Genomic DNA, 16581 nt, shown 5'->3' with positions numbered 1-16581 from the left:
TCTTTACTGCGTATAGTAGTAAGGATGGGAGGTGTGCCTGTACATATGACAATTCGAGTAACGTTTCATCCGGAAAATCAGCAGTCGCCGGTGATTCAAACACCCATACCCCCCAAACCTGAAGTGTCGGCTCATTCCACAGAGGGGATAGGGATACGTATCCGAAAAAATAATTTTTCTTCAACGGAGAAAGATAAGGATAAAATCGCAGAAATTCTTGCTGAATTACAATCCTATATTGGGCTTGAAACGGTGAAGCGTTTTATTCTAGATTTACAAGCCTTTGTGGAAATTCAAAAGCGCAGAGTTCAAGAGAAGCTTGTATCAGAGCCTTTGGTTTTGCATATGATTTTCCGAGGAAATCCAGGGACGGGAAAAACAACGGTAGCCCGCTTAGTCGGTCGCCTTTATAAAGAAATGGGAGTTCTGCAAAAAGGGCATGTTATTGAATGTGAACGAGCAGATCTTGTCGGTGAATATATCGGACACACGGCGCAGAAAACAAGGGAGCAAATCAAAAAGGCTCTAGGTGGAGTTCTTTTTATTGATGAAGCTTACTCTTTAGCTCGCGGCGGTGAGAAGGATTTTGGCAAAGAGGCTATCGATGCTTTAGTTAAAGCCATGGAGGATAATAAGGATAATCTTGTCCTGATCCTTGCCGGTTATCGTCAGGAAATGGATTGGTTTCTTCAGACCAATCCGGGACTGCGTTCGCGTTTTCCGATTCATATTGATTTTCCGGATTATACGTTGGACGAGTTGTTAGCTATTGGCAATCTGATGTTCAAAACTCGACAGTACGAGTTAACGAAAGAAGCGAATGAGGCACTCCGCAGCTACCTGCAATTCCTGCTGCATTCCCACCCTTATGCTGGGAATGCACGCTTAGTGCGCAACCTTGTCGAGAAAACCGTACGCAAGCAGGCTGTTCGCTTGTTTCAGAAATCAACGTCCAGTCGGGAAGAACTTATTCAAATACTACCGGAAGATATTAATATGGAAACGATATAGTTAAAGTTGAGGTTATGAACTATGGAAATTTCGGGTGATTTGTCTGGGATCAAGGCGAGTCAGATACAGGAACTTAAAATGCTCTCCGACTATCAAACGGAGCGGCAGCAATTGCTTCATCCCGAAATTCTTAGAGGCCTAAACCGTTTGACACAGCTCTGGAACCGGGAGATTTGTGTTTACCTTTCCCGCGGGGGAGTACTGATTGCGGCAGCAGTGGGAAGACATGCTGCAGTTACTCTCCCGCCTCTTAAGGGAAGATCACAAAGCAAACATTTGCGCTGTCTGCATACCCATCCCAATGGAGTTCCAACGCTTAGTTCTCTTGATTATAGCGCCTTGACATCGTTAAGGCTGGAAAGTATGACAGCTATTGGAGTACGCCAAGGTGAACTGACGGGTTTTCAGCTTGCTTATCTTACAAGTGACGGTAATCCTTTCGTAGTTGATCTTAGTCCGAATAACTGGCAGGAGTTTGACTATTACGATTCAATACCAGATCCTTCTCACGATCGCAAGGGGCGGAAAAAGACAGAGACGAAACCTGAAAAAGAGCGTGCTTTTCTTCTGGCCTTGCAAGAGGCAGATCAGGAGTTTAATGAGGATTTGGAAGAGCTGGCAGAGTTAGCACTTACTGCGGGAGTCGAGGTCGTTGGGCAGCTTGTCCAACTGCGTCGTTACGGCCAGTCACGAAGCTATATAGGCAGCGGTAAGCTGGAAGAATTAGTTCATCGGCTTCAGGAAACAAGGGCTGAGGTCCTGATTAGTGATGATGAATTGTCCCCGACACAACTGCGGACCCTGGAAATGGAAACGGGATTGAAAGTTTTAGACCGCACGGGGCTAATCTTAGATATTTTTGCCCAGCGTGCTCGTTCTCGTGAAGGTAAACTTCAAGTGGAACTGGCACAGCTAAAACATTTGCTGCCTTATTTAACAGGACAAGGACAAGCTTTATCCAGGCTAGGCGGCGGAATTGGATCACGCGGTCCTGGAGAAACCAAATTGGAGCTTGACCGTCGGAGAATGCGCGAACGAATCAATCTTCTGGAGAAAGAGCTGAGAGCTGTCCTGCAGCATCGAGAGATTCAAAGGCGTCAACGGGCTAAAAGCGGTTTAACGGTAGTAGCCTTGGTGGGCTATACAAATGCCGGAAAAACGACGTTTATGAAAAATGCTATGGAGCAGGCAGGCTTTCGTTCTGATATTCCCAGCGGAGAAAATAAATTATTTGCGACCTTAGATCCTATTGTCCGCAGAGTTCAAATTAAACCTGCGCTTGAAATTCTGCTGAGTGACACAGTTGGTTTTATCCGCAAACTGCCTACTAAGCTGCTTAGAGCATTTTTGGCTACCCTCGAAGAAGTTCAGCAGGCTGATGTTCTCATTCATGTCCTAGATGTAAGCCATCCGCAGGCAATTCAACAGGCTGAGACTGTCCACGAGGTTTTAGGACAATTGGAGTGTCAAGAAAAGCCGATCATCACACTTCTCAACAAAGTTGATAAAGTTCGGGATGATGAGGAAATCTCAAAGCTGGCCCAGGTTTTGCCTTATCCTATCTCTTTATCGCTTAAACGCGGGGATTCTTTAAGTCCTGTCTGGACTGTCTTGGAATCTATGCTAGAGTAATTTATCCATTAAACGTTATAAGGAGGAGCATCGTGTTTTTGAATCCTAACTGGCCGGAGTTTATTCATAAAGCAGTTGCAGAGGCAGAAGAAGTTCTCCGCCAACAATTGCCCTCTCTGCAAGAAGTTTCGGCACAAAATCACGAAAAGGTACTAAGAGCCTTTCAAGAAGAACGTGTTTCTGCCTATCATCTCCAGGGAACGACGGGCTATGGTCTTGGCGACAGCGGACGGGACGTCCTTGACAGAGTGGCAGCTCGTATTCTGGGGACAGAAGCGGCTCTTGTGCGGGGGCAATTCGTTTCGGGTACTCATGCCATTGCCGCTGCTTTATTTGGTGTCCTTCGTCCTGGCGATCAAATGATTTCAGTAAGTGGTACACCCTATGATACTCTGGAGGAAGTCATCGGACTTCGAGGAAAAGGACAAGGAAGTTTGCTGGATTTTGGGGTAAGCTATCAGGAGATCCCTTTAGACAGCCAAGGAAATATGCAGTTAAAATTGTTGAAAGAGGCTCTTACGGCTAAAACCAAAATGGTGATCGTCCAGCGTTCGCGGGGCTATGCTTGGAGAAATTCCCTAACGATTGCCCAACTCAAAGAACTTGTTGACTTCGTAAAAAGTCACTTTCCTAATGTGGTAATATTTGTTGATAATTGTTACGGTGAATTGGTAGAACCTATGGAACCTGGCGACATTGGGGCAGATTTAATGGCCGGATCGCTCATCAAAAATTTAGGCGGGAGTATTGCCCCTACCGGAGGGTATATTGCCGGACGGTCTGACTTAGTCAGTTTGGCTGCACAGCGTTTAACGGCACCTGGAGTTGGCGGTCATATGGGTGCAACCCTGGAATGGGAGCGCTTATTTTATCAAGGATTGTTCTTTAGTCCTTTAACGGTATCTGAAGCTCTAAAGGGAGCGGTTTTTTCCGCGGCTTTTTGGCGAGCTTTAGGTTTTGAAGTTAATCCCGAACCTGAATCGCCCAGAACAGATCTTATTCAGGCTGTAAAGCTTGGGTCGAGAGAAAAAATGATTGCCTTTTGTCAGGGACTTCAGAAAGGTTCTCCAATTGATGCTCACATTAAACCTGTTCCTTCCGGCATGCCGGGGTACGAAGACGAAATTATTATGGCCGGCGGGACATTTGTCCAAGGTTCAACGAGCGAATTTTCTGCGGATGGTCCTTTAAGAGAACCTTATATTGTCTACCAGCAAGGGGGTATTTCTCAACGGTATATTCAAACGGGAAATATTTTAGCAGCCCTGAATTTATGGCAGCAAGGACTCTTAGCTTAAGTATTGATCTTGATATTTGGAACTTTGACCATCCTGTGATACTATTAAACACAGAAAAGGGGTGGATTATGGAAGAGTTAGAATCCAAGAAAAGCACGACTCGCTTTTTTGTAGAATTACTAGAAATAGTCCTTATTGCCTTCGCCCTTTCCTGGGTGTTGCGGACTTATGTTGTTGAAGCACGTAAAATACCTACCGGTTCGATGCTTCCGACAATTCAGCTTCAAGACCGGGTCATTGTTGATAAGTTTTTCTTTAAGGAGTTCGGTCATTTGACCCGAGGGGATATTGTGGTTTTTAAACCGCCTGCGAGTGCCCATGCAACGGAAGATTTTATTAAACGTATTATTGGTTTGCCCGGAGATAAGATAGAGATACGTAATCACACGACATATGTCAATGATAAACCACTCTATGAACCCTATATCTTAGAAAAATCAAAAAATGATTTTGGTCCCGTTGTTGTTCCTAAGGATTCTGTATTCGTCATGGGTGATAACAGAAATAACAGTGATGATTCAAGGGTTTGGGGTTTTTTACCGATAAAAAATATTACGGGCCGTACATTGTTCCGCTATTGGCCGCTTGATCATTTTGGAGCTCTCGCCCGCTAAGGTGGGAGCTTTTTTAAATTTGCGTCATATACTAAAGTGATGAATCTTATCACCATAACTAGTGTTACTTACTAACATAATCAAGCAGAAAATTATAGTTAAACGAATACTTATGAGAGGGTGGGGGATTGTGGAAAATCACAAAATCCGTGTGATTCTAATCTTTGGCGGGCGTTCAGGGGAACACGAAGTTTCTCTAAACTCTGCTCAATCTATTTTTAAAGCGATTGATCGCAATCGCTATGATGTTGAAACTATCGGAATTAACAAGCAAGGCCAATGGTTCTGGGGTGTTCTCCCTCAAGATATTATTAGGGAGGGGTTTTCCGGGAGCAATCAGTCTCCTCAAGTAACTCTTGTACTTGATCCGTCCGATCAGCGCTTTATTGCCCTAGATGGCCGAACGCTTCCTAATGAGGGTAAATTTGACTTTGTTTTTCCAGTCCTTCATGGACCCTATGGGGAAGATGGAACGCTGCAAGGACTTTTAGAAATGGCCAATGTTCCCTATGCAGGTTCAGGTGTCCTCGGGTCTTCTCTCGGCATGGACAAAGACCGTATGAAAGTGGTATTCCTGGATAAAAAACTTCCTTTAGCCAATTACCTGACATTTCTGCGTTCTGATTACTTGAAGCAGCCGGAGACTTGGGTGTCAGCTATTGAAGCTAAAATAGGATATCCCTGTTTTGTGAAACCGGCCAATTTAGGATCCAGCGTGGGTATTTCCAAGGCCCATAACAGTTCAGAACTGATTCAAGCTTTAAACCTTGCGACAACTTATGATCGTAAAGTTGTCGTCGAAGAGAATATCGTGGGCAGAGAAATCGAAGTTGCTGTCTTAGGCAATGATGATCCGAAAGCCTCATTGCCCGGTGAAATTTTGCCAGCAGAGGAATTCTATTCTTATGAAGCAAAATATTCGGATATTGGTTCCAGTTTGAAAATACCGGCGCCTCTTCCTCAATTCATCATTGAACAATTACAGAGTATGGCCATTGAAGCGTATCGTGCAGTTGATGCAAGCGGCCTCAGCCGTGTGGATTTTTTCTTGACAGACAAGAATGAAATTATTCTCAACGAGATTAATACCTTGCCGGGATTTACTGAGATTTCAATGTACCCGAAACTTTGGGATGCAACAGGCATTCCCTACGCCAAACTGATTGATCATTTAATTACCTTGGGATTTGAACGGTTTGAGGAAAAACAAAAGAGCAAAATATCAAAAGATTAGTGAACAAATGCTATCGCGCTGAAGGATGGATTGTACCAAAACGAAGCATGGTTCATGGTATGGGAATTACGCCCACTTGTAGAAGTGGGATTCTTACAATTGAATTAGTTTATAAGGCAATGGGCTGGAGCAAACGAGAAAGACGTTTGTTCCAGCCCATTATTTTTCACTTTACTATTTAGAGTCCCTCACCGAAGCCCCGATGTTCAGCTTTAGCTGAACGAGTTCACTTAAGTTCGTGAGTACTTAACCTAAGTAAGAGGGATGCTGCATATCTTAATTAGGGAGTTTGGAGTTAATGCAGGGTGCGAAAAACACCGATGACCTTGCCTAAAATCGAAACATCTTGGGAGTAGATGGGTTCCATTGCCGAGTTTTCAGGTTGAAGACGAATGAGTGTTCTTTCCTTAAAAAATCGCTTTACTGTTGCTTCGTCTCCAATTAAGGCAACGACAATTTCTCCATTGCGCGCTTCATTTTGCTGATGAACGATAATTAAGTCTCCATCTAGGATTCCAGCCTCAATCATGCTTTCTCCCTGAACTCGCAGCATAAAAACATTTTCCTGATGGACTAGGTCAGCAGGCAAGGGAAATGTTCCTTCCATATTTTCTACAGCCAAAATGGGTTGCCCTGCCGTTACACGACCGATAATTGGAATGTGAACAACTTTCCTTGAGTCGAGAGTGTCACTGGTGTCGTCTAAAATCTCGATGGCCCTTGGTTTCGTGGGATCTCTCCGAATATATCCTTTATCCTCAAGAGTTTGAAGATGCCCATGAACTGTAGAACTAGACAATAACCCAACAGCTTCGCCGATTTCTCTAACGGAAGGGGGATATCCTTTTTTGTGGATTTCTAGCTTAATAAAATCCAAGATTCTAGTTTGTCGTTCCGATAAATCTGGATACATATTTTCACTCCCTACTTATACTTATGTATATTTTACCATTCCTTAAAACAAAGCGCAAACAAATGTTCGAAACCAGTGATTAAAGAAGGAAGCTAGAGAAAAGGAGATGATAATTTGCGAACTAAGGTTCAGTGGAATTATTTCATAGCATTGACTCAAATTCTTTGTCTGATGGCTGCAGCCTTGGTTTTTTGGAACTTACTCCATCGTTCTCCCAGCCAAGATAAGGATATATATCCTTACTTGCTCTCGATTTCTCCCAACCTCGTGAAGGAATGTTCCCAAGAGTATCGGTCTGGCAAAGTAGTTCCCTGGGAGGATTTGCTGGCAATCCGTTCAACACTTTCTCCCCAAGAGGGTCAATTCTTAATCGAACAGCTCAAAAATAAGATTTCTTTCCAAAACTTATCCTGGGGGAATATTCCTCTGCCAATAAAAAATCTAGTAACAAGACGTCGAGATATATTAGTTCACGTTCAATATCTCACGCCAGGCAGGTACAGATTCCCGGTAGTTGGAAAGACATGGTTTGAAGATAGTTTCGGTGCGGATCGTGAAGGAGGCAAACGTGCTCATGAGGGGACGGACCTCTTTGCTCCGGAGGGTACTCCGATAATCAACATTTGTGGAGGAAGAATAGAACAGCTGGGATGGAATCGCCTGGGTGGAGAACGAGTTGGAGTTCGCGGCGATGATGGGAATTATTATTATTACGCACATTTGGAAACAATATCATCTAAATTGGTAAAAGGAAAACGAATTGAAGCAGGTGAAGACGTTGGAACTATGGGTCATACGGGAGATGCTTTGACGACACCTGATCATCTTCATTTAGGTATTGAAATCCCAAATGGTCAGTGGATAAATCCGTATCCTTTTCTCGTTGTCTGGCAATATTGGGCTGATCAGCGAATCAATGCGGCGATTCATAATCTTTCCAAGGATGAAAGGAATTTATTAATTTTGTCCAGATTCGGTATTTTATGATATGATAGAGAGTAACATAAATCCAATAGCCGATAACTCATAAAAATAACTAAATTCTGAGGGATTGATAAACTTGAAAACAATTGGTAAACCATGTGTTTTGGAAGACCGGCTTTGCACAGATTGTGGTGAGTGTGATCGCTGCGATCTTGACCCTAGTAAAATATGTGATAATTGTTGTCAGTGTCTAGACACTCTTGAAGGTGATTATGCCGAGATCGGAATTGATGATATACTAATAAATAAGGAAGATCGAAGTTCTGGAAAAAGACTCCGTAGAAAAGGCATAAACTATACTTTTAAACATCGATAAGGGTCTTAAGAAGAGAAGAGCAAAACCCCTATGTTGGAAACTCCAATATAGGGGTTCTGTTGTGATGCATCTAAAAAAAGAAGCAATTTTACAATATATTACAATATTCCGGAAGGTAATTATTGACTGTTTATAGAAAATAAGATTAACAATTTCTTTAGTATCTGTGTTAATTACACTTGAATTAGGATTGAGGTGGACTAAACATATGATTAATCAAATAATTGAATCTTGTCGCAGGATCAGTTTTCAGGTTAATTTATTCGAATTACTGGAAGGTCTGTCCATTTTAGTACTAATAGCAGTGATTGTTTTGCTACAGAGAAAAATTCTTAGTTATGTAAGAAAGGAAAGTATAATTGATGAGCGGATAAGAGAAACAAGCGCCAGAATAGCACGGGTGGTGGCGGAAATAGAAGAATCAAAAGAAGAAATTAAAGGGCAGTCTATCGAAGAAACGTGCCAAGCGGAGAACTCTGCAACAGACCTCGTTTCCAGTAAAAAAGAAACCGATAATAATGTTCCTAAAGGAAAGAAGACTCGAGCAATGTCAATGGAAGAACGATGGGCGGAGTTTGAAAAGAAAAGAGCGATACGCACTACAGCGTGATGATGAAGCCACACCTAAAAAGGTAGTCATTAACATAAAACCAACATTATGAATATGCTATTACTGAGTCAAGCAATTTCAAAATGATACGATCGTAATGATTAGGGGGTGGAAAATGCCAACTCTGGGTCTTGTATGGACGTGGCCATACTGGCTTAATTATTGGGGAGGACCATATGGCGGCGCTTTCGGGTGCGGGTGTTATCCAGGCTTAGGTCGGAGGTGGTGGTAAGCACTTTTTTACTGACCTTTCTCATCTCAAATTTACAGATCTTAAAATCATCAATCTGCAGATTTTAATCTTATCTTTATGGTATCAATATACATCAGTAGATTGATACCATATTTAATGTTAGGCATTTCTACGGCACTTAATTGCATCCGACGATGTTATAAACCAATGTAATCGGAAGTAAACTATACATATAGGGATTTTGGCTAAATTGTCCTAGGAATATTGAAAGTCGGATAACTTTCTTGGCCCTTCCAGAAACTCTTTGGCGATAAATAATGTTCCGTCGTCCTTAGTTTTGACACTCCATTTGACAAGTGCTATTGATCCATCATTGATTTCGATTCCTGTGATACTTCGCGGATGGACACAGCTCCCGTCATTAAAATAGGGGGGGGCGCCTACATCCGGGAACATAGGTCTATGAGTATGCCCGGCAATGAGCAGATGTTTATTTACCTTTACCCATTCAATCAGTACTTGATCGACATCTTCTTTTTTTTCATAATTTTTTGCTGTACTTGTAGGGTCATTCATACCGAATAACTCGAGGTGTTTCCATAAATATCTGACAAGAAATCTTGATAATCTCCAAAGCTCATAATCCATAATATTTACCTGGTGTCCATGAATTAAGAGGATCTTCTGATTTGTTTCTTGATATCTTAAAATTAACCCCTCATGTAGTTTTAGATCCTTAAATAAGGGGATAAACTTTTTTTCTTGTTCATCAAAGTATTGATATAAGTTATTGAATACATAATTCTCAGATTGTTTAACGATATCGTGATTCCCCCAGATCATATAAAGCCGGCCTTCATTGTAAAATTTAGAGAGGAGCAGAAAAGTATCATTATGTATATTAATGATATCGGTTAGTTTGTTATTTTTCCAGAGTTCATCACCATCACCAACTTCGATGTAGGTATAGTTTTCATGGTAGTAATGGTTTAAGGCAGCGTAATAAACATTTTGGTTTTTGGAAAAATCATCAGCCCAACTTCCGTCTCCTCTATGGATGTCACTCATTAGGATGATTTTTGAGGAGTTGTCAAACAGAATCTCTTCCGCAGTTTGAAATATCATTGAAATACGTTCTAACTTATCCATGTCATCCTCCTCATTAGCTTAAATCAAAACAATAACCAAGCAGCAGCTGGCTTATAATCTAATATATTGGCTGCAGGCAAAAAGGGTGCACTTTAAGTGCACCCTTTTTGCTGAGAATTATTCGTATTAAAAAAATTTATCCGGAACGTAAAAGTGATTAACACACACTTACTTTTCTGACGCTGGAAATATAACCTTAAGAGCTGAAAAAAAGATGGCGATGGACAATCTTATCTAGAGTTAAGTTATGGGATAATGATAAAATGATAATCAAAGAGGCATAAAAATGGAGGTGATATTACTTGGACGAGCATGTTGAGGAAATAAAACCTATAAGCAGCATCCGCCCGGCTCGAAAGATCGGGTTTGCCGATTCTCGTAAAGGGCGGCGGGAAACGATGTATCACTTTGACAGAAAGAACGTTCAAAAGAGAATGGAACCAAAAGCATCTTCCTTGAAAAAGGTGCCAACCCACAACGAAACCTGCGCTAATAACTTTGCATCGATTTCGGAAGAGATCATGGATATCAAGAAACGTTTGCCTTTCGACAGAGCTAAAATTATCCCAGAGGAGTAATTTGTTACCCCTAAGACTCGCCTCTAAACTTTATATGAGCATCGGAAGTATTTGAACTTTTGGTTATAAGCAGAGATTTAAGAATTACTTAATTTCTCCCAGTCATCTAAAGACATCGATTCCCAATAGCCGCAGCTTCTGCATAGCACAATTTCTTGCTCGTTAATATAGGTGTAATAATACTTATTACTGTTGCATTTTGGACATCGTAATACCATATTGAAAACTCCTTAAAAATACTAAGATTTGAAAGACAGTTTTCCATTTTTCGAATATGCCAGTTGACCATTAACAAATGTATAGATGATCTTAGATTTAAGATTAAATGGATCTCCGTCGAAGACAACCAAATCAGCATCGCAGCCAATTTTAACAGCCCCGATTTGCTGACCGCATTCTAAAATTTCTGCAGGATTCGAAGTAAGAGCACACAGCGCTTCGGACGGCTTCAGCCCTTCAGCGATACTCAATGCGGCAATAGTACGCAATTGGTCTATAGAATTATAGGGATGATCAGTGATTAGAGCTACTTTTATGCCGGCATTTACTAGATTAATGGCAGTCTTGTAATTTCGGCTTTTTAATTCCATCTTAATTCGCGGTGTTAACATAGGCCCAAAAGCTACCGGTATTTTGCGTTCTTTAAGATAGTCTTCGACCAAATCGGCTTCGGTTCCATGTTCAATGACGAGTTTATGAATTTTGAATTCTTCAGCAATACGTATTGCGGTAACAATATCATCAGCTCTATGAGCGTGGGCCCTTAAAGGAATTTCACCTTGTAGGACAGGAATAACTGCCTCAAGACGAAGATCTCGATATTTAATCTTGCCTTGTTGCTTTAATTCTTGATAATCTTCTGTTCGCATAAAAAGTTCTCTGATTAAAGCAGCCGTTCCCATTCTCGTAACGGGGCATATACTTTCAATGCCATAAGTACTGATTGGATTTTCGCCTAGGGCAATTTTTAAGCCAACTGGATTTTTTAGGACCATTTGATCTATGATGCGTCCCGAGGTTTTAATCGCTAAAGAGAGGCCTCCTACAACGTTATTACTCCCTGGTCCTACCATAACTGTTGTAACTCCGGATTTAACCGCGTCTTTAAAAGCCACATCCAGGGGGTTGACTGCATCGATGCCTCGAAGATGGGGGGTAACCGCATTGGAGGTCTCGTTATTGTCAACTCCGATTTTTCCCGTGCATTCTTCAATAATACCTAAATGAGTATGGCAGTCAATAAATCCAGGCAAAACGTATTGCTCTTGAACATCAATTATTGAAGAACAACCAGCAGAAGAAAGATCCTCTTCCAGAGATATAATCTTACCCATCTCGATTAGAATGTCCTTATGTACAGTTCTTCCATCTTGTTCGAAAAGCAGACAATGTTTAAGAAGCAGTGAGTCCAAAAGATCTTTCCCCCTTTCGTAGTTTTAGTTTGTCATAATCATTAGGAGATTATGAAATTATCCAGATAAAATTAAGCTTAAACTCAAAAGACGCTTTCGGCGTCTTTTTGCTTAACATGAATAATCTAGGGTTCACTCGCTCTCAAAATCTGACTTGTTATTGGTTACCTCTTCATTGATTGCTTCAATCTCTTCCTCGGCGGGCATTTCTTCATGGCTTTCTTTTATTCGTGTATTGGGCAAACCGCAATTGGGACAAAAATATACTAAAACTGGCTGATCTCGATTTATAACCTCTTCAATGCTTATGTTTAAAGCATAAGCTGTTGTGATAAACCATTGATCCTGATTGCTTTTTTTATCGCAATGGACACATCGAATCTCTTCTGTCATTCTTATCCCCCCTTAATTCAATTTATGGATTTAAGTGAACAAGGTTCCTGAAATTGTACACTGCCATTTAAAACAGAAGATGGGGCAGAAAGAAGGTATGAATTATTACGAAAATGAAAAGATAATAAAAATACCAGAAAGGAACTAAGGGAATGAAAGCAATTACATTTCAAGGAGTCAATCACGTCGAGGTTAAAAATGTTGAAGATTCTACAATTATGAAGGCCGATGACATTATATAATGGGCGGCTACGACGGTGGTCAGGCAGAGTACCTGAGAGTACCCTATGCCAACGTTGGGCCAAGAATAGTTCCGGAAAATCTTTCCGATGAACAAGTGCTTTTTCTAACAGACATACTGCCGACTTCGTACTGGGGGGTAGAAAATGGCGGTGTGAAAAAGGGGGATATCGTAGTAGTTTTAGGTTGCGGACCGGTAGGTTTACTTACCCAAAAGTGGGCTGCCTTGATGGGGGCAGATAGAATCATAGCAGTGGATAATCTGAATTACAGGTTGGAACATGCCCGAAAGTATAACAAAGTTGAAGTGATAAATTTTGATGACTATGATAATACCGGAGAATACATCAAAGAAATAACCCATGGCGGAGCGGACGTAGTTATTGATTGTGTTGGGATGGATGGGGAAATGTCTTCAGTCGAAAAAATAGAAACTCTCCTGAAAATTCAAGGAGGCTCAAAATCGGCCCTTGAAATTGCCTCACAGGCAGTCCGTAAGGGGGGAACAATATCTGTGGTTGGTGTCTATGGAGCGAGATATAATAATTTTCCCTTTGGCGATTTCTTTTCCAGAAATGTTACCCTGAAAATGGGCCAATGTCCCGCACATTCGTACATAGATCGTATTTTAGAGATGATCATTAAGAATGAGTTTGATGCAACGGATATAATAACTCATCGAATGTCGCTAACCGAGGGAGAAAAGGCTTATGAACTATTTGACCAAAAGCTTGACAGTTGCATCAAAGTCGTGTTGAGACCTTAGTCTAAAGGTATCCCCAGATGGTCAATACATGCCCCGGCAGTTCGCCAGGGCTAACTTTTTTGGAGGATGATGATTCACAAAAGTATTCACATATTACGTCGCTTCAGGCAAATATTTTACGAATTATGTAACGAATGCAGGATATTTGTTGTTGGAAGTAGAATTATATGAATTAATAATATAAATTATAGAAGTATGAAAATACTCCGGTCGTTTTCATTATTGCTCCGGTTTAATTCATAAATGTTCGCCCAAAAATCCAGAAAAAGGGGAATAACCTAGTTTAACGAGGGGGAAACAAAATCATGAATTCCATTTTTTTTGTAGCTTTGACGCCTGATATGGCTCAAGTTGCGGGACAGGTGATGCATGAGCTCAATTTATCGTTTCCTATCGAAGTGGTAAGCTTTGATCGAGGTTCAGAGGTAGTTAGAGCCAATCCTCAAGCGGATGTTATGATCAGCAGAGGCCTTATGGTTGATATGTTAAAAGAGTATACCGATAAGCCTGTTGTTGGGCTGACCATGACTATTGCTGAGATGTTGGAAGCAGTTCAGCGTTTGATTGCCGGTGGAGCGGCAAAAGTGGGTGTGGTGGCTCATAAAGGATTTTTAGATGATATGGATGATTCAGACTTCGTTGTCGGTGAAACGGCAATATATGTTAGGCCATGGACTACTATTAAAGAAATTCCCAAAATATTGGAACAATTAAGCAAAATCGGTGTTAAGGCTATTACAGGGGACAAAGGCGGATATACGGCAGCTAAGGAACAGGGCGGATACATGTTGGACCTCCTTGAATCGGGTCAATTGGCAGTAAAGCGTGCTATAACCGAGGCGTTAAAAATAGCGCAAGTCTCAGTGAGAGAGCGAGAAAAAACGCAACGATACGAACAGGTGTTAACAGAACTTTATTCGGAACTGGAACAATCAGCTGCTTTTGTTGAGGAATTAGCGGCCTCTTCTGAGGAACTAGCCGCTTCAAGCGAAGAATCCTTTAATATCGCCCAAATTGCCACTCAAGAGGTTAATGGTATTTCAGAAATATTACAAGTAATTCGCAGGGTGGCTCAGCAAACGAACTTATTGGGCCTCAATGCGGCAATTGAGGCTGCTCGTGTAGGGGAACATGGACGGGGTTTTTCTGTGGTGGCTGAGGAAGTACGCAAACTGGCCGTGGAGAGCAATAAGTCGGTTAAGGATATTGATGAGATGCTTAAGAGATTTCGTGATTCAGTCATTCGCGTGCAAAAAAATGTTGAGCAGAGTAATGTGATAACTAAAGAGCAAGCAACTGCCACTCAAGATTTGTCCCAGAAATTAGAGAGCCTTAAATTGGTAGGGGAAAAGTTAACCTCCGTGTCAAAATAATTTGAGAAGTGGAACAACAAAATGCATTAAGCAAAAGTCCGGCATATTGCCGGACTTTTGCTTAATGCATTTTGTCTAAGGTTTTCGTTAAAAACCTATAATTTGTATTCGAACTGCTCACTTAGTTTTTCAGGATCCGAGAAATGAAAAAAAATTTGATGTGTATTTAAGCGAACTATTAGCTCTCTAGAGCTGTGTTTTCAAACACCTTTCGAAAATGATAACCATAAATTGACAGAGTAATCGCTAAAGGGAAGACTTTAGGTCGTTTCATTAGTGACCAGAAAATAAGTCTCCAATAATACCGCCTCTCTTTCTCAATAATTCCTAAGCGAATGATTGATTTTAAAAAGGCTAAAATATGATTAAAACTTAAAGGGCCTGTGGTGGAGGCGATGGGTTTGTATTCTTTCAGAAACACAAGGATTCTTTCATAATAACGACTCGGAGAATAGATAGTGTTGACAATTCTTTGATATCCTTTGACCAGAGTTTCTCGATCCATCTTGGGAATAAAATTCATACTAAAATCTGTATTATCTCCTGTAAACCCTTTTAATAATCTGCCTTCACCGGCTAAACGCTGATACAATTTAGTTCCGTTAGGAGCGTTTAACAACCCAACCATAGCAGCAGCGATCCCACTTTGCTGGATAAAATCAATAAGGCTATCGAAGATCGAACTATTGTCATTGTCGAAACCAACAATGAAGCCGCCATGAACTTGTAGACCAGAGTGCTGAATTTTCTTTACACTTGAAATTAAATCTCTGTTTTTGTTTTGTACTTTGTTACACTCGGCTAAACTGCTTTCATTTGGAGATTCGATGCCTATAAATACGGTATTAAAACCGGCTTTAACCATCATTTCCATTAAGGTATCGTCATCGGCAAGGTTGATTGAGGTTTCAGTTAAAAAGGCAAACGGATAGTTTTTTTCCCTCATCCAGTTAATCAGGGCTGGGAGAATATCTTTCATAAGCTTTCGTTTATTGCCAATAAAATTATCATCGACAAAAAAAACTCCGCCACGCCAACCGGATTCATAAAGGGCGTTTAACTCCCTAATTAATTGCGGGGCGTCCTTTGTTCGTGGTATGTGTCCAAATAAGCTGGTTACATTACAAAAATCGCAGTTAAAAGGACATCCGCGTGAATATTGAATGTTCATCGTTGAATACCTTTTTTGATCGATAAGTTTCCATATAGGTACAGGAGTATCACGCAGGTCTGCCCATTGATCAGACGTATAAATATGTTGTGCTTTATTCTCATTAAGGTCATGGATAAATTTCGGTATGGTAAGTTCACCCTCATTTAATAAAAGATGATCAACATCATCATAAATTTCAGGTTCAGCGGTAAATAGAGGTCCGCCAGCGACTGTTTTTATACCGAGAGCTTTGCAGCGATCAATCACTTCTCTCGTTGATTCTCTCTGAACGGCCATGGCACTAAGCATTACGTAATCAGCCCACAATAAATCTTTATCTTTTAGTGTCGTTACATTCATGTCAATCAAGCGCTTTTCATCATCGTCTGGAAACATGGCAGCAACAGTAGCCAGTCCAAGAGGCGGAAAGCTAGCCTTCTTTGATACAAATTTCAAGGCATACTGAAATCCCCAATATGTAACTGGGTATTGTGGGTAAACAAAAAGTATTCTCATAGCTAACTCCCTTCTGTTAAATAAAATTTAATTTTTATGATTATAAACCTAATCAAAATAAAATGCAAAAAATGGCATAGATTAAATATATTGATTAATTACCCTGTATTATGGTAAATGTAATTTGGAATTTAGATTCTTGTGGGTGTCTATTCGAACTATGGTATGGGGAATACTAATGAACAATAGTGAATCT

Annotated in this window: 15 protein-coding genes and 1 pseudogene; 11 read left to right on the top strand and 5 right to left on the bottom strand. The window is 40.9% G+C overall.

The window, feature by feature from the left end:
- The first annotated feature begins 45 nt into the window (after positions 1-45).
- From DEAC_RS00520 to DEAC_RS00500, 5 genes are all read left to right on the top strand, one after another.
- Positions 46-1011: an AAA family ATPase gene (locus DEAC_RS00520; protein WP_047808085.1), complete on the top strand. Its 966-nt coding sequence runs from the start codon at positions 46-48 to the stop codon at positions 1009-1011.
- A 21-nt stretch (positions 1012-1032) separates the two neighbouring features.
- Positions 1033-2643, top strand: coding sequence for a GTPase HflX (hflX, locus tag DEAC_RS00515; RefSeq protein ID WP_047808084.1), 1611 nt, complete (start codon positions 1033-1035; stop codon positions 2641-2643).
- A 32-nt stretch (positions 2644-2675) separates the two neighbouring features.
- A complete protein-coding gene (locus DEAC_RS00510) occupies positions 2676-3941 on the top strand; it encodes a methionine gamma-lyase family protein (protein ID WP_047808083.1) in 1266 nt (421 codons plus the stop codon).
- Positions 3942-4009: 68 nt separating this feature from the next.
- Positions 4010-4555, top strand: coding sequence for a signal peptidase I (gene lepB, locus DEAC_RS00505; RefSeq protein ID WP_047808082.1), 546 nt, complete (start codon positions 4010-4012; stop codon positions 4553-4555).
- A 130-nt stretch (positions 4556-4685) separates the two neighbouring features.
- Positions 4686-5789 (top strand): D-alanine--D-alanine ligase family protein, encoded by a 1104-nt coding sequence (locus DEAC_RS00500; protein ID WP_242847038.1) that lies wholly within the window; start codon positions 4686-4688, stop codon positions 5787-5789.
- Positions 5790-6084: 295 nt separating this feature from the next.
- On the opposite strand, the gene lexA is transcribed toward DEAC_RS00500, so the two are convergent.
- Entirely contained in the window at positions 6085-6702 is a 618-nt protein-coding gene (gene lexA / locus DEAC_RS00495) for a transcriptional repressor LexA (protein WP_047808080.1), read from the bottom strand.
- A gap of 114 nt (positions 6703-6816) precedes the next feature.
- Between lexA and DEAC_RS00490 the strand changes: the two genes are divergently transcribed.
- From DEAC_RS00490 to DEAC_RS00485, 3 genes are all read left to right on the top strand, one after another.
- Positions 6817-7689: a M23 family metallopeptidase gene (locus DEAC_RS00490; RefSeq protein WP_047808079.1), complete on the top strand. Its 873-nt coding sequence runs from the start codon at positions 6817-6819 to the stop codon at positions 7687-7689.
- Between the two features lie 73 nt (positions 7690-7762).
- On the top strand, positions 7763-8002 hold the full coding sequence (locus DEAC_RS24065; protein ID WP_083995783.1) for a hypothetical protein: 240 nt from the start codon (positions 7763-7765) through the stop codon (positions 8000-8002).
- Between the two features lie 208 nt (positions 8003-8210).
- Positions 8211-8612 carry a hypothetical protein gene (locus DEAC_RS00485; RefSeq protein WP_047808078.1) on the top strand — a complete coding sequence of 134 codons (402 nt, stop codon included), beginning with the start codon at positions 8211-8213 and terminating at the stop codon, positions 8610-8612.
- Between the two features lie 448 nt (positions 8613-9060).
- Here DEAC_RS00485 and DEAC_RS00480 read toward each other — a convergent pair whose 3' ends face one another.
- Positions 9061-9954 carry a metallophosphoesterase gene (locus DEAC_RS00480; RefSeq protein WP_047808077.1) on the bottom strand — a complete coding sequence of 298 codons (894 nt, stop codon included), beginning with the start codon at positions 9952-9954 and terminating at the stop codon, positions 9061-9063.
- Between the two features lie 302 nt (positions 9955-10256).
- On the opposite strand from DEAC_RS00480, the gene DEAC_RS00475 reads away from it, so the two are divergent.
- Complete coding sequence (locus DEAC_RS00475; protein ID WP_047808076.1) at positions 10257-10532, top strand: hypothetical protein; 276 nt, start codon at positions 10257-10259, stop codon at positions 10530-10532.
- A gap of 239 nt (positions 10533-10771) precedes the next feature.
- On the opposite strand, the gene DEAC_RS00470 is transcribed toward DEAC_RS00475, so the two are convergent.
- The gene (locus tag DEAC_RS00470) at positions 10772-11944 is read right to left on the bottom strand and encodes an amidohydrolase (protein WP_047808075.1); all 1173 of its coding nucleotides are present in this window, start codon (positions 11942-11944) and stop codon (positions 10772-10774) included.
- Between the two features lie 132 nt (positions 11945-12076).
- Positions 12077-12337, bottom strand: a complete 261-nt coding sequence (locus DEAC_RS00465; protein WP_047808074.1) for a hypothetical protein — start codon at positions 12335-12337, stop codon at positions 12077-12079.
- A 244-nt stretch (positions 12338-12581) separates the two neighbouring features.
- Here DEAC_RS00465 and DEAC_RS00460 point away from each other — a divergent pair.
- A pseudogene (locus DEAC_RS00460) lies at positions 12582-13343 on the top strand (zinc-binding dehydrogenase); the annotation flags it as partial.
- Between the two features lie 305 nt (positions 13344-13648).
- On the top strand, positions 13649-14716 hold the full coding sequence (locus DEAC_RS00455; protein WP_047808073.1) for a PrpR N-terminal domain-containing protein: 1068 nt from the start codon (positions 13649-13651) through the stop codon (positions 14714-14716).
- A 178-nt stretch (positions 14717-14894) separates the two neighbouring features.
- On the opposite strand, the gene DEAC_RS00450 is transcribed toward DEAC_RS00455, so the two are convergent.
- Positions 14895-16385 (bottom strand): B12-binding domain-containing radical SAM protein, encoded by a 1491-nt coding sequence (locus DEAC_RS00450; RefSeq protein WP_047808072.1) that lies wholly within the window; start codon positions 16383-16385, stop codon positions 14895-14897.
- Between the last annotated feature and the right edge of the window lie 196 nt (positions 16386-16581).

This window comes from Desulfosporosinus acididurans (genome assembly GCF_001029285.1).
GTDB lineage: Bacteria > Bacillota > Desulfitobacteriia > Desulfitobacteriales > Desulfitobacteriaceae > Desulfosporosinus > Desulfosporosinus acididurans.
This window is presented reverse-complemented; position numbering and strand designations above follow the sequence as displayed.